9 protein-coding genes are annotated in these 13,640 nt (G+C 70.6%); 5 read left to right on the forward strand and 4 right to left on the reverse strand.

Annotated elements, in window-relative coordinates:
- The first annotated feature begins 32 nt into the window (after positions 1 to 32).
- Together JYJ93_RS33845 and JYJ93_RS33850 are read left to right on the forward strand one after the other, a co-directional pair.
- Entirely contained in the window at positions 33 to 4,415 is a 4,383-nt protein-coding gene (locus JYJ93_RS33845; RefSeq protein WP_206798653.1) for an Ig-like domain-containing protein, read from the forward strand.
- A 206-nt stretch (positions 4,416 to 4,621) separates the two neighbouring features.
- Positions 4,622 to 5,890, forward strand: coding sequence for an SBBP repeat-containing protein (locus tag JYJ93_RS33850; RefSeq protein WP_242544026.1), 1,269 nt, complete (start codon positions 4,622 to 4,624; stop codon positions 5,888 to 5,890).
- A 68-nt stretch (positions 5,891 to 5,958) separates the two neighbouring features.
- On the opposite strand, the gene JYJ93_RS33855 is transcribed toward JYJ93_RS33850, so the two are convergent.
- Positions 5,959 to 6,981 carry a deoxyhypusine synthase family protein gene (locus JYJ93_RS33855; protein WP_206798654.1) on the reverse strand — a complete coding sequence of 341 codons (1,023 nt, stop codon included), beginning with the start codon at positions 6,979 to 6,981 and terminating at the stop codon, positions 5,959 to 5,961.
- A gap of 150 nt (positions 6,982 to 7,131) precedes the next feature.
- A complete protein-coding gene (locus JYJ93_RS33860) occupies positions 7,132 to 8,064 on the reverse strand; it encodes a helix-turn-helix transcriptional regulator (protein WP_242544027.1) in 933 nt (310 codons plus the stop codon).
- 71 nt (positions 8,065 to 8,135) lie between these two features.
- Here JYJ93_RS33860 and JYJ93_RS33865 point away from each other — a divergent pair, with 71 nt between their 5' ends.
- Together JYJ93_RS33865 and JYJ93_RS33870 are read left to right on the forward strand one after the other, a co-directional pair.
- Entirely contained in the window at positions 8,136 to 8,882 is a 747-nt protein-coding gene (locus tag JYJ93_RS33865; RefSeq protein ID WP_206798655.1) for a class I SAM-dependent methyltransferase, read from the forward strand.
- 144 nt (positions 8,883 to 9,026) lie between these two features.
- Complete coding sequence (locus JYJ93_RS33870) at positions 9,027 to 9,239, forward strand: hypothetical protein (protein WP_206798656.1); 213 nt, start codon at positions 9,027 to 9,029, stop codon at positions 9,237 to 9,239.
- 95 nt (positions 9,240 to 9,334) lie between these two features.
- Here the strand turns inward: JYJ93_RS33870 and JYJ93_RS33875 are convergent, their stop codons facing one another.
- Positions 9,335 to 10,519, reverse strand: a complete 1,185-nt coding sequence (locus JYJ93_RS33875) for a hypothetical protein (RefSeq protein ID WP_206798657.1) — start codon at positions 10,517 to 10,519, stop codon at positions 9,335 to 9,337.
- 300 nt (positions 10,520 to 10,819) lie between these two features.
- Here JYJ93_RS33875 and JYJ93_RS33880 point away from each other — a divergent pair, with 300 nt between their 5' ends.
- Positions 10,820 to 11,725, forward strand: a complete 906-nt coding sequence (locus JYJ93_RS33880; RefSeq protein ID WP_206798658.1) for an SMI1/KNR4 family protein — start codon at positions 10,820 to 10,822, stop codon at positions 11,723 to 11,725.
- 22 nt (positions 11,726 to 11,747) lie between these two features.
- On the opposite strand, the gene JYJ93_RS33885 is transcribed toward JYJ93_RS33880, so the two are convergent.
- A complete protein-coding gene (locus JYJ93_RS33885; RefSeq protein ID WP_206798659.1) occupies positions 11,748 to 13,595 on the reverse strand; it encodes a M48 family metallopeptidase in 1,848 nt (615 codons plus the stop codon).
- Between the last annotated feature and the right edge of the window lie 45 nt (positions 13,596 to 13,640).

The following is a 13,640-nucleotide window of genomic DNA, read 5'->3' on the forward strand; positions in this document are numbered from 1 at the left end:
AGGCCCTGGAGCGGGTGGGAGGGAATGGCGGGGTGAAGGCGGTGAGCCTGAGGGCCCTGCGCACCATGGCGGCGCTGCGCTCCAGGCACACAGCGACGCTGCTCCCTTCGGGCAAGCTGCTCGTCGCGGGAGGCGGGGACATCCTCGGCAACGGGACCGCCAGCACGGAGGTCTTCGACCCCGCGACGGGCACCTGGGCTTCCACTGGCGCGATGGCCGGGGTCCGGCAGGCCCACACAGCGACCCTGCTGCCCAATGGCAAGGTGCTCGTCGCGGGAGGCGCCAGCACCTCCATCAGCAGCGGCATCGCCAGCGCGGAGCTCTATGACCCCGCGACGGGCACCTGGACGAACGCGGGCTCCATGCTCAGCGCCCGCCGGGATCACACCGCGACGCTGCTGCCCTCGGGCAAGGTGCTCATCGCCGGTGGCCAGCAAGGCAGCAACCGCCTGACCCAGGCGGAGCTGTACGACCCCGCGACGGGCACCTGGTCCGCCACTGGCGCGCTGCCCGCGGCCCGGGGCGCCCACACGGCGACCCTGCTGCCCAATGGCAAGGTGCTCGTGGCCGGCGGCTATAACGGCGATGCCATCCTGGCCAGCGCGAGCGTGTATGACCCCGCGACGGGCACCTGGTCCGCCACTGGCGCGATGGCCTCCGCCCGGAGCGGCCACACGGCGACGCTGCTGCCCGACGGCAAGGTGCTCCTCGCTGGCAGCGGTGGGGGCAGCGCCGAGCTGTATGACCCCGCGACGGGCACCTGGGCCTCGACCGGCTCCCTCGCCACCACGCACGACAGCCCTACGGCGACCCTGCTGCCTTCAGGCAGGGTGCTGATCACGGGCGGCTACGGTAGCGCCGTCATGGAGGAGTACGACCCCGCGACGGGCACCTGGACGACCACCGGCGCCCTGAGCACGGCGCGCTACCAGGCCACGGCGACCCTGCTGCCCTCGGGCAACGTGCTCATCGCGGGCGGAGAGAACGGGGGCCGTCAATCCCAGCGCAGCGTGGACCTGTACGCCCCCGGGACGGGGACCTGGGCTTCCACGGTCGCGGCCACGGCCCGCTCCGGCCACACGGCGACGATGCTGCCCAATGGCAAGGTGCTCGTCAGCGGTGGCGCCAACGCCGACGGCATGCTCGCCACCTCCGAGGTGTTTGCCCCCGCGACGTCCGCCTGGACGCCCACGGGCTCGCTGGCCACGGCTCGCACCCGGCACACGGCGACGCTGCTGCCCCATGGCAAGGTGCTCGTCAGCGGCGGCGCCAACGCCGACGGCACGCTGGCCAGCGCCGAAGTGTATGACCCGGCGACGGGTGCCTGGGCTTCGACGGGCGCCCTGTTTTCGCCTCGGGAAGGGCACACGGCGACGCTGCTGCGGGATGGACGGGTGCTCGTGGCCGGCGGCTCCAACAGCAGCGGCCTTCTGCCCCGTGGTGAGGTGTATGACCCGGCGACGGGCACGTGGACCTCCACGGGCCCCATGGCGTACAGCCGGGATCGTCACACCGCGACGCTGCTGCCCAACGGCAAGGTGCTCGTGGCTGGCGGCAACCAGTCCGGTGCCTCCTTGTACTCCGCGGAGCTGTATGACCCCGCGACGGGCACCTGGACCGCGACAGGCGGCCTGAACATCTATCGCCACGGCCACACGGCGGCGCTGCTGCCCAGTGGCAAGGTGCTCGTCATCGGGGGAGCCGGCGACGGCGACTACGTGCTGCGCGCGGAGGAGTACGATCCCGCCCGGGGCACCTGGGCCTTGACCGGCTCCATGTCCACGGGGCGCACCGCCGCCACGGCGACCCTGCTGCCCTCGGGCAACGTGGTGGTCACGGGCGGCGTGAACGACAGCGGTCCTGTCGCCGCCACGGAGGTGTATGCGACCGAGCTCTCCGGCTGGATTTCCAGCGGCCCGTCCATGAGCATGCCCCGGAGTGGCCATGCGGCGGCGCTGCTGCCGGATGGCCAGGTGCTCGTCACCGGAGGCGCGAATGCAGACGGTTCGCTCGCCACCGCGGAGGTGTATGACGACACGGGCGCCCCCTATGCGTGGCGGCCCGCGTTCCAGGCTCCGGACTCGAGGCCGGGCTCCAGCATCCAGCTGACGGGCACGGGCTTCCGTGGCGTTTCGGAGGCCAGCGGCGGGAACACGCAGAGTTCCGCCACCAACGTCCCGCTGCTCGGCCTGATGGCCGTGGAGGGCGGGGCCCTGACGAGGATGTCCCGTGGGAACTACTCGGACACCTCGGTGACGGCCACCGTGCCCGCGGTTCCGGCGGGCTACTACTTCCTCACGGTCATCACGAACGGCAGTCCCGGTGGGCGCGTGGTCCACGTGCAGGGGGCGCTGCTGCTGGCCCCGGTGGTGGTGACGCCCGCCGATGGCGCCCTGCTCACCACCGTGACCCCCGCCATCTCCGGCACGGCCGAGGCCCACACCACGGTGACCGTCCTCCTGGATGGAGTGGCGGTGGGGACCACCGAGACCAACGCCCAGGGAAACTGGACCTTCACGCCGAGCGCCGCGCTGGCCCAGGGGACGCACACCCTCTCGGCCCGCACGACGGATGCGGAGGGCAATACCAGCCCTGACGCCCCTTCCCGATCCTTCCGCGTGGACTCCGTGGCGCCTGACGCACCGGTGGTGGTGACGCCGGCCAGTGGCGCCGTGGTGACCACCGCGACGCCGGTCCTCTCCGGCACGGCCGAGGCCAACAGCGCGGTGTCCCTCCTCCTGGATGGGGTAACGCCTTTCAACACCACGGCCAATGGCGCGGGGAGCTGGAGCGTCAGGCCGAGCACCGCGCTGGCCCAGGGAGCCCACTCCTTCACGGCTCAGGCGAGGGATGCGGCCGGCAATACCAGTCAGGTCTCCGCCGCCCGCGCCTTCAGCGTGGACTCGGTGGCGCCGAACGCACCGGTGGTGGCGACGCCCGCCCAGGGTGCCTTGGTGAACACCGCTACCCCCTTCATCTCCGGCACGACCGAGCCCGGCAGCACGGTCACCCTCTCCATCGATGGCCAGTCATCCGCGGCGGTGGTCGATGGGACGGGGAACTGGAGCTTCACGCCGGGCACCGCGCTGGCCCAGGGAGCGCACTCCATGACGGCCCGGGCGACGGATGCGGCCGGCAATGCCAGTCAGACCTCCGCCACCCGCTCCTTCAGCGTGGACTCCGTGGCGCCCGCCACACCGGTGGTGGTGACGCCGGCCAGTGGTGCCGTGGTGACCACCGCGACGCCCGTCTTCTCCGGCACGGCCGAGGCCAGCAGCAGGGTCACCCTCTCCATTGATGGGACGTCATTCGAGGTCACGGCCAATGGGTCGGGGAACTGGAGCTTCACGCCGGGCACCGCGCTCACCCAGGGAGCCCACTCCTTCACGGCTCAGGCGAGGGACGCGGCCGGCAATACCAGTCAGACCTCCGCTACCCGCGCCTTCAGCGTGGACTCCGTGGCGCCGGATGCACCGGTGGTGGTGACGCCTGCCAATGGCGCCCTGCTGAATACCGCGACGCCGGTCATCTCCGGCACGGCCGAGGCCGGCAGCACGGTCATCCTCTCCGTCGATGGGACGGCCGTGGAAGTCGTGGCCGATGGGTCGGGGAACTGGAGCTTCACGCCGGGCACCGCGCTGGCCCAGGGAGCGCATTCCGTCACGGCCCAGGCGAAGGACACGGCTGGCAATACCAGTCAGGCCTCCGCCCCCCGCGCCTTCAGCGTGGACTCCTTGGCGCCGGCTGCACCGGTGGTGGCGACGCCGGCCGAGGGTGCCTTGGTGAATACCGCCACCCCTGTCATCTCCGGCACGGCCGAGGCCGGCAGCACGGTCATCCTCTCCATCGACGGGACGTCCTTCGAGGTCACGGCCGATGCGTCGGGGAACTGGAGCTTCACGCCGAGCACCGCGCTGGTCCAGGGGACGCACTCCGTCACGGCCCAGGCGAAGGACACGGCTGGCAATACCAGCCAGACCTCCGCCGCTCACACCTTCAGCGTGGTCTTCGCGGCACCGGCTGCTCCGGTGGTGCTGACGCCCGCCAATGGTGCCGTGCTGAATAGCGCCCCCTCCGTCATCTCCGGCACGGCCGATCCTGGCAGCACGGTCACCGCCTCCATCGATGGCAACGTCATCGGGAGCACGCCTGTGAACAGCGACGGCACCTGGCGCTTCGCGCTCACCCTGGCGCTCTCTTCGGGAAGCCACACGTTGGTCGTCAGCGCGGTGGATGCCATGGGCACCCCGAGCCCCTCTGTGTCGACGTCCTTCACGATCTCCCGCCCCGCGCCCCAGGTGCCGCAGGAGGAGGGGGGATGCTCCGCGGCCCCCGCCTCCAGCGCGAGCTGGCTGGCGATCGCCTTCGGCATCAGCTTCCTGCGCCGTCGCAGGAAGTCGGGCGCCGCGAAGTAACGCAGGACGCGACCTGAGCCCGTGCCGCCGGAGCAACCCGGCGGCACCCTTCGCCAGGCGTGAGTCAGACACGGCCACATGCGTGTCTTTCAGTACCCATCTTCCCGCGCACCCGTTTCTCGTGGTCTTGCAAGAGTGCCGTGACGTCAGACTTCCCTTCCTGACGCCACGGCGCTGTTCCCCCCACTGAGAAATTGGAGCTCGTGATGAAACACCTTCTCTTGAGCATGTTTGGGTTCGCGGGCGTCGTCGGCGCCGCGGGTCTCCCCTCCGTCGCCGCGGCCCAGGTTCCGTCCCCCTCCTGGGTGGCCCAGCTCGGCGCCAACCTGGATGAGCAGGCCAACGCCGTGGCCGTGTCGGGCGCGAGCGTCTACGTGGTGGGTCAGACGACCAGCCAGCTCGGTGCCGACCCGAAGGCCGGGGGGCAGGATGCGTTCATTGCCCGGTACGACACCGCCGGCAACCTCCAGTGGGTCCACCAGTTGGGCACCCCCGGGGCGGACCGCGCCACCGCCGTGGCCACCGACGCGGACGGCAACGCCTACGTCGCCGGCATCACCTTCGGCGGCTTCGACTTCTATTCCAATGCGGGCGGCTTCGACTTCTTCATCGCCAAGTACGACGCCGCCGGCAACCGGCTGTGGTTGCGTCAGAACGGCACGCAGATGGATGACTTCGCCACCGGCATCGCCGTGGGCGCGGACGACACGCTCTACTTCACCGGTTACACCGGCGGCAGCTTCGCCAACGGCGGCAATCCCAACAACTATGACATCATCGCCGGGCTCTATGACACGGCGGGCAATCCGTACTGGCTCCAGCAGTACGGCACCTCCGCGAGCGACGTGGCGCGAAGCATCGCCGTCACGCCGACCCACGAGGTCTACATCGTCGGGAACACCTCCGGCAGCCTCGACGGCACCACCCCGGCGGTGAACAGCGACATCTTCCTGCTCAAGCTCAACATCCTCGGCGTCCAGCAGTGGGTCCGGCAGATTGACGCGGGCGAGCTGGATGACGCCAAGGGCGTCGCCGTGGGCCCTGACGGCGGCGTCTACGTCGCTGGCGAGACGTTCGGCAGCCTGGACGGCAACACCAACAACGGCACCATCGACGTGCTGCTCGCCCGCTACGACAGCGCCGGCAACCGCGACTGGAGCCGCATGCTCGGAGGCGGGCAGCCCGACTACGCGTTCGGCGTCGCCGTCAGCCCGGACAACGTCGTGCAGGTGGTCGGCTACACCTCCGGGCTCGACGGCATCCCGTCCGCGGGCCTCTCCGATGCCTTCCTCACCCGCTACGACGCGCTCGGCACGAAGCTGGGCTCCCGGCTCCTGGGCACCTCGCGCCAGGACATCGCCCGCGGCGTGGCCGTGGACGCCGCCGGCAACGCCTACGTCGCCGGGCAGACCGGCGGAAGCCTCGGCGGCAATCCCAGCGCTGGCGTCACCGACGCCTTCCTCGCCCGCTTCTGAGCAAGGCGCCGGATGAAACCCTGGCAGGGCCCCATGCGTTTGGGGGCCCTGCCTCCGGCCGCGCGTGACTAGCGCCGGTGGCGGGCGATGAGCGCGTTCGCCGCCTCCGGCCTGGCCTGGCACTCGAGCAGCGCGCGGAGCATGAGCGGGGCGACGATGGTGGCGTCCGACTCGATGACGAACATCGGCGTCGTCTCCGTCAGCTTGTCCCAGGTGATCTTTTCGTTGGGCGTGGCGCCCGAGTACGAGCCGTAGGACGTCGTCGAGTCGCTGATCTGGCAGAAGTAGGCCCACGGCTTCACGGGCTTCTGCAGGTCGTACTTCGTGGACGGCACGACACAGATGGGGAAGTCACCGGCGATGCCGCCGCCAATCTGGAAGAAGCCCACGCCCTGGCCCGCGGACAGCTCCTCGTAGCGGTCGTAGAAGTCGGCCATGTACTCGATGCCGGACTTGACGATGCTCGCGTTGCAGTCGCCCGTCTTCACGTAGGACGCGAAGATGTTGCCGAACGTCGAGTCCTCGTAGCCCGGGACGACGATGGGCAGCTTGCGCCGCGCCGCCTCCATCAGCCAGCAGGCCTCCGGGTCTCCTTCGTACGCCGAGGGCTCCAGCACCTGGATGAGCTCGTAGAAGTACTCGTGCCAGAAGCGGCGCTCGCCCTTCGCGGAGGCGTTCTTCCACATGGGGACGACGATCTTCTCCACCGCGCGGAACGCCTCGTCCTCGGGGATGCTCGTGTCGGTGACCCGGCGCATCCGCTGGTCCAGGATGCGCGTGTCATCCTGCTTGGTCATGTAGCGGTACTCGGGGAAGTCCTTGTACGCCGTGTGCGCGACGAGCCGGAAGAGCGACTCCTCCAGGTTGGCGCCCGTCACCGACAGGCCGTGAATCAATCCCGCGCGGATGGCGGGCGCGAGCGTGATACCGAGCTGCGCGGACGACATCGCGCCCGCGACGCTCCAGAACATCCGGCCGCCGCCCGACACATGCTCCCAGTAGGACAGGAGCGCGTCGCGCGTCGCGCGGGCGTTGAAGTTCTTGTAGTTCGTGAGGATGAACTCGAGGACGGGCAGTTCGGACGGGGACATGGGGAGCCTCCAGGAACAACGGGGTCATGACCCGGGAGGCGCCAGCCGGCGAATGCCACCCGAGGACACCCTACGGTCGCGACGAAACGTCGCACCGCCATCGGAGCGTCAAGTGGCTGCGGCCGGGTTACCACGGCGGGGGGCGCGCGGCTACGGCTTCGGCACGGGCGTGGCCAGGCGGCTCGCCATGTACCGCGCGGGTGACGTTCCGAGCGCCTTGCGGAACATGGTCACGAAGCTGCTCGCGCTCTCGTAGCCCAGGTCCAGCGCCACGCTCTGCACGGCGGCGCCCCGGGAGAGCTTCTGGATGGCCAGGATGATGTGGAGCTGCTGGCGCCAGCGGCCGAAGCTCAAGCCCGTCTCCTCGACGAGCACGCGGTTCAACGTGCGCTCGCTGACGCCGATCCGCTTCGCCCACGTCTTCGTCGTCACGCCAATCGCCGGCTCGGCGGCCATCGCGTCCACCAGACGCCGCAGCCGGGGATCGTCCGGCATCGGCAGGCGGTGCTTCTCGATGGAGACCGTCGCGAGCTCGTCGAGGAGCACCGTCACCAGACGCGCGTCCGGCCCCTTGAGGTCGTAGAGCGTGGGACGCGTCGCCAGGCGCAGCAGGAGCTCGCGGAAGAGCGGCGTCACCGACACCGCGCAGCAATCCTTCGGGAGGTTCGGCGCCGCGCGCGGCTTGAGGAAGACGCTGTAGCCTTCGAGCGGCGCGCGAGCCCGGATCCGATGCGTCACGGAGCCGGGGATCCACAGCGCGGACTGAGGCGGGACGATCCAGAGCGCGTTCGACGCTTCGCAAAGCATCTCTCCGCGCACCAGGTACATGAGCTGTGATTCGCGGTGCGCGTGGGGTTGGCTCTCGGCCTCACCGCGCGCCATGCGGACCCCGATCGCGTTCACGGGCCGCTCGACCGTGGTCTTCAGGCGCCCACGCGAGTCCAGCACGAACCGGCCTCCGAGCGACTCGTGCGGCGACACCGCGCCAGGAGGCCCGTTCGCCACCTGGACGTCTCCGCCAAACGTCCAGCTCGCCGGATCCACGGGCCTTGCCGCCTTCGAGTTCCGCCGCTTCGCCGCCATGGCCGTTTTGATAAACAAGTTGTCCAGGCTGCGCAATGCGGCCAGGGGCGCGGCTCCCTATGGTCTCGCGCATGCCATCGCCTTCCACCGCGCCTTCAGGCGCCGCCGAGTCCGTCTTCCATGCCTGGGATCCCCTGACCATCCTGCCCGACGAACGGGTGCGCGCCGTGCTGCGCCGCCTCCACGGCGAGGCGGACCGCCAGGTCCCAGGCGTCCTCCTCCACCTCCTGCCACAGCTGCCGCGGATGCTCCTCGGCCGCCCCATCGACAAGCCGGGCACGGAGCACGCCTTCGCTGACAAGTACCTCTCGATTGATCGCGCCCAGGGCGCCTTCTGCTACCTGACGGCGCGAGCGCTCCGGGCCACGACCGTCGTCGAGTTCGGCACGTCCTTTGGCGTCTCGACGCTGTGGCTGGCGGCGGCGGTGCGCGACAACGGCGGTGGCCGCGTCATTGGCACCGAGCTCTTGCCGGAGAAGGCGCGGCGCGCGCAGGCGCACCTGGAAGAGGCAGGGCTCGCATCCTTCGTGGAGATTCGCGTGGGGGACGCGACCCAGACGCTGCGGGAGGGCCTCGGGGATGTGGACTTCATGCTCAACGACGGGTTCCCCCTGCGGGCGCTCGACGTGCTCCAGCTCGTCGCCCCAGCCATGCGTCCGGGCGCCGTGGTGGTGACCGACAACGTCGGTGTCTTCAAGGCGGACTACCGCGACTACGTCCGCTGGGTGCGCGACCCGCGCAACGGCTTCGCGTCGATGACGGTCCCGTTCCGCTCGGGCACCGAGTACTCGGTCCGGCAGGCGGCGCGCCCGGACTGACAATCCCTCACAGACCACCGAAGCGCGTCTTGGATTGCGGGACGCACTGGGAGTACCATCCCCAACGCCTCTCAACCCAAGGAGCATCGGATGCTGCGGACGCTTGTCTCCGGAGTTGCCCTGAGTTTTGCCTTCGTGGTGGGAATGGCTGTTTCCTCTCGGCTCGCCCCGAGCGAGGTCGTGACGAACGAGGAGGCCGTGCTCGTCTCGACCGGCCCCAGCAGCGCGGTTCCGGACGAGACCCCGGACGAGCCCTCGCGCCTGCTCGGGTGCTGCACGGGGGATGGCCTGTTCTGCATCAACACCGCGGCATGTCAGGCGCGCGGGGCGGGCACCTGCGGCGCGCCCTGTAACTAGCGTTTGTCGGAGGACCGGACCTGAAGCAGGCGCTGGACGCGCGAGACGTCCAGCGCCTGAAGCGGTTCACGAGGCGCAACCCGACGGCCGGCAGGTCACTCCCTGCCGAAGGCCTTGGAGAAGAGCTTCTCGATGCCCGACTTCTCGGGCTCGATGGCGATGGCCGGCGCCGGCACGGCCATGGCGCTGCCGAGGGCCGGGCGCAGGCCCGAGGCGATGCCCGGCTTGATGTGGTGACGCAGGTCGACCGCCACGTCCGACTTCACGTGGGTGCCCACGCCCATGGCCGTGTTCACGTCCGCCGAGTGCTTGAGGAAGCCGTTCTCGATGCCGAATTTGCCGCCCGCCTGGGCCGACGCGCCCGCCACCGCGCCGGCGGTGACCGAGCCGTGCACCCGGCCCACGTGCCCGCCCGCCGTGCCGTACACGCCCGCCGTGGCGCCAGCGCCCACCTGACCGGAGACCATCGCCGTGGCCGCCCTCGGGTCGAGCGTGGCCACGCCCTCGGCGTAGGCGGAGGCGCCGGCCTTCGCCTCACCCTTCACGTAGCCGCCCACGTGCTGGTTGAAGTCGTGGTTCGCGCTCGCCGTGACGCCCACACCCGTCTCCGCCTTGGCCGTCAGCGCGGCGGTGTAGGCGTGGGAGTTCGTGTCGGCCGACACGCCAGCCTGGGCCTGCGCCTTGAAGCTGTTGGCCTCGCCGGTGACCTGCGCGCTCGACACGCCCATCCGGCCCGCGTGCGACTTCTGCCAGCCGTAGGAGGCGTTGGGGCCCTGCACTTCGGCCTGGGCCGAGTAGTGGTGCACGCCACCGCCGCTGTGGCTGGTGGTGGAGGCCTGCATGGAGCCCACGTTGCCGCTCAGCCGGCCACCGCCGAAGGTGTCCTTCTCGAAGGGCCGGCCCGGCTTGTCGAGCAGCATGTTCTGCTTCGCGCCCGCGGGCGCCGTGAGCTTGTTGTCACCGCCGCTCACCGACATGTCCGAGGTGCCCGAGGTCAGCTCCCAGGGGCTGTAGGAGGGCTGGCCCTCGGGAGCCGCCGCGTGCTTCGGCGGCGTCGCCGTGTTCGCGGAGGGCGTCGTCGCCGTGGGCTTCGTGGCCGCCGCCGTGTTCGCGGGCGTCGTCACCGCGGGCGTCGTCGCCGTGGGCTTCGTCGCCGTGGGCTTCGTGGCCGTCGTCGAGGCGGGGAGCGTCGACGCGCGCGGCGGCGGCTTGGGCTGGGACACCGTGGAGGTCGGGAGGCTGGAGGTGCGGGGCAGGGACGAACCGATGCGACGGGCCATGGCGGGAACCTCGGAAGTGCTTCGAAGGGGGAGCAGTACAGCGACGCTTCCCCCTACTGCACCCGGCATGCCGGGCCCTGGCCGGACGGTGTGACCCGTGATTCCAAGGGCTTGGCGAACACGACGCCCCAGCAGGTGCCGCGGAACTGGTGACCGCCATCACCAGGGCCCGAACAGCGGTCATCACCCGCGCTTCGCGCCGTGGCGCCTCCACGGAAGCGTTGCCCCGTCCCGGCCCTGCATGGGCCCCGGGCCGGGGCGCTTGCCGCGCGGCGCGATGGAGGCGGAAGCTGCCTGGCCATGATCGACCCACGCTTTCCCGCCAGGCTCCTGGAAGACCTGGCCCAGGGGCGCAGCACCGAGGGTCCGCGCACGCGCCTCAACATCGACAGGTATGGAGATGAGAGCGAAGAGCTGCCCGCCGCGCTCGTCCCCTTCGCCAGGGATGGGGGCGGCGGCGCCTGGTACCTCGACGTCGAGGACGCGCTGAAGAAGGGCGTGGGCGCCATCTTCTACCTCCACATGAGCGAGACGTACGGCGATACCCGCTACGTCGCGGCCTCCTACGACGAGCTCCTGCAACGCGTCGCGGAGGGCCTGCGTCCGAGTGACCTGCCCACCTTCGATGAGCTCGCGTCGCGGCAGGCGCCGAAGAACGTGCGCGTGCCGGGCATCGAAGGCCTGGTGGACGTCAAGCAGGTCTACGCGAGCACCGGCACCCCTGGCGTCGTGACCGTGCATGACGACGCGCGCTGCGAGGGAGGCTTCGTGGCGCGGGCGGGCACGTCCGTCTACATCTCCGGCGAGGGCCGCATCCAGTACGTCACCCTGGCCGAACGCGCGATCGTGGATGGCATCGCGTGCGCCGGGGGCACGGACCTCGCCCTCAATCCCCGGACCGGACGCCCGCTGAGATTCACACCGGCGGAGCCCCTGGTCGTCGACGGCATCCCGCTGGCTCCCTTCCACGAGGTCACGGTCGAGGATCCCATCTCCTCCCCCGGAGTGAGCGGCATGCTGGCCCGCGACCACGACGTGGACGGGTTCCCCCTGGCGGGCGGCACACGGGTGGTCCTGCTCGGGGACAAGCTCAGCAGCGGCACGCTGCGCGCGGATGCGGACGTCGCGGGGACGCGGCTTCCCGCCGGCACCTGGTTCGAGCTGGTGGCCGGGCTTCTCTTCCGCACCCGCCCGCCCGCGGCGTGATGGCCGCGGGCGGCAGGCCCACTCAAGCGGCCTGCGAGCTCGAGCGGTGCTCCGTCATGAGCCGGTGCCGGCCCAGGTAGCGCTGGAAGGCCCCCAGCAGCGCGTCCTGCTCCCGCAGCTTGCTCAGGCAGATGGAGTGCCGGCCCAGGAAGCGCCCCTCCCCGGTGACCTCCAGGTCCAGGTACTTCTTGAACAGGCGCTCGGAGGTGGTGGCGTTGGCGATCCGCTCGAACTCGATGGGCTGTTCCCATTCCGAGCAGCGCACCCGCGCGTAGTCCATCTGGACTTCGTAGCCGGCCTCCTTGCCCTCGAAGACGAGCGCCGGGAAGAACCTCTCCACGTGCTGCCGCTCCTCGTCCGTGGACGGCTCGTAGCGGCACGCGAGCGCCAGGTCATGGGCCTGGGAGAAGCGCGCCTCGTAGGCGCCCCACAGCCGCGCCTCGATGGCCTCCGCGTCCTCGAAGGCCTCCACCCACGAGGACTGCACGGGCTCCAGCAGCACCTGCGCCATGTCCGCGGGCTTCAACTGGACGCCCACGTTCTCCATGCGCGCGCCCAGCGGCGGGTGCGAGTCGAACGGATGGGGCGTCACGGCGCCCTGCAGGTCGTCGTGCACCACCTCGGACTGGGCGTACTCGGAGAAGCCGTGCGCGACCCGCTGGGAGATGGCCACCGTCTGGTGCTGCTGGTCCTGGGCGAAGAGCTTCGCCTCCACGCGGTCCCGGAAGCTCGAGTACGCGCCCACCTTCACCAGCGAGCGGGCGATGTCCTGCCCCGACGTGACACCCGCCGCCAGCCGGTCCGCCGCGAGCTCACTGGCGCGGCGGCTGCGGCCCAGCGACAGCTCGAACAGGGCGCGGTAGGCCGCCATGAAATAGAAGATGGGGCGCGTGACGCCGCCCTCGTACAGCGTCTCCAGGTAGTGGCCGAAGTGCGAGAGCATGGGCGACAGCCGCTTGCCGTGCCCCGTGTCGCCGCCCAGCAGGTGCCCCATCTCGTGCGCCAGGACGGCCTCCGCCTCGGAGCGCTCCAGCAGGCGCAGCAGGGACAGGCTCACGAAGAGCGTGCGGCCGGAGAGGACCTTCCCGTCCACGCGCACGTCGTTCTCGGTGACGAAGAAGTTGGTGTCGATGCCCGCGAGGATGTGGTCGGGCGGCGGGGTCTGGAGCCGCTCGCACAGCCGGCGCACGCAGGCCCACAGCTCCGGGGCGCGCGCTTCGGGCACCTCCTCCGCCTCCACGTCGAAGTCCATGGGCGGGCGGCTGAAGATGGCCACCACCACCAGGAAGATGGCCGCCGCCGCCAGCAGGCCCATGATGCCGATGAGCTTCGGGTAGTAGCGATTGGCCCAGAGGGCGGTCACCCAGTAGGAGAGCCACACGAGCAGCACGCCCTGCCCCACCACCTGGAGCGCGCTGGTGATGCGCAGCACGTGCCAGCCCACCACGAAGCTGCCGTACTGGAAGGGACGCGAGATGAACGCGGCCAGGCCACACAGGAGCGCGACCCCCGCGGAGCCCAGCCCGAGCGCCAGCAGGGCCCAGGAGACCCGGTACGCCCATCCGAACTGCTTCGCGTCCGAGCACGCCTCGCCCAGCCCGTCGCGGTAGCTCGCCAGCTCCTCGCCGTCGCTCCGACAGGCCGCCGACGCGGGGACCTCGCGATAGAACGCGAGCGACTCCTGACGGTCGGCCTCGCTCAGCGTCGTGTCCCGTCCCATCTGCTTCTCGATGACTTCGAGCACCTGCGCATCGAAGCGGTCGGAGGCATGACCGGCGAACCAGAGCCCGAACAGCGGCAGGGGGAAGAGCAGCAGCGCGGGCAACACGAGGCCGCGGACGAAACCAGGGGATTTCCGGGAAGAGGCCATGGGATGGGTGAGACAGCATAGCGTGCCGCGCGCGCCGCCCCAGAG

The sequence above is a fragment of the Corallococcus sp. NCSPR001 genome (assembly GCF_017309135.1).
Taxonomy (GTDB): Bacteria; Myxococcota; Myxococcia; order Myxococcales; family Myxococcaceae; genus Corallococcus.

Excerpts from the sequence above, each read along its gene's own strand:
- JYJ93_RS33885 (WP_206798659.1), bottom strand. The coding sequence starts at position 13,595 with ATGGCCTCTTCCCGGAAATCCCCTGGTTTCGTCCGCGGCCTCGTGTTG.
- JYJ93_RS33855 (WP_206798654.1), bottom strand. The coding sequence starts at position 6,981 with ATGTCCCCGTCCGAACTGCCCGTCCTCGAGTTCATCCTCACGAACTAC.
- JYJ93_RS33850 (WP_242544026.1), top strand. The coding sequence starts at position 4,622 with ATGAAACACCTTCTCTTGAGCATGTTTGGGTTCGCGGGCGTCGTCGGC.
- JYJ93_RS33875 (WP_206798657.1), bottom strand. The coding sequence starts at position 10,519 with ATGGCCCGTCGCATCGGTTCGTCCCTGCCCCGCACCTCCAGCCTCCCG.
- JYJ93_RS33865 (WP_206798655.1), top strand. The coding sequence starts at position 8,136 with ATGCCATCGCCTTCCACCGCGCCTTCAGGCGCCGCCGAGTCCGTCTTC.
- JYJ93_RS33860 (WP_242544027.1), bottom strand. The coding sequence starts at position 8,064 with ATGGCGGCGAAGCGGCGGAACTCGAAGGCGGCAAGGCCCGTGGATCCG.
- JYJ93_RS33870 (WP_206798656.1), top strand. The coding sequence starts at position 9,027 with ATGGCTGTTTCCTCTCGGCTCGCCCCGAGCGAGGTCGTGACGAACGAG.
- JYJ93_RS33880 (WP_206798658.1), top strand. The coding sequence starts at position 10,820 with ATGATCGACCCACGCTTTCCCGCCAGGCTCCTGGAAGACCTGGCCCAG.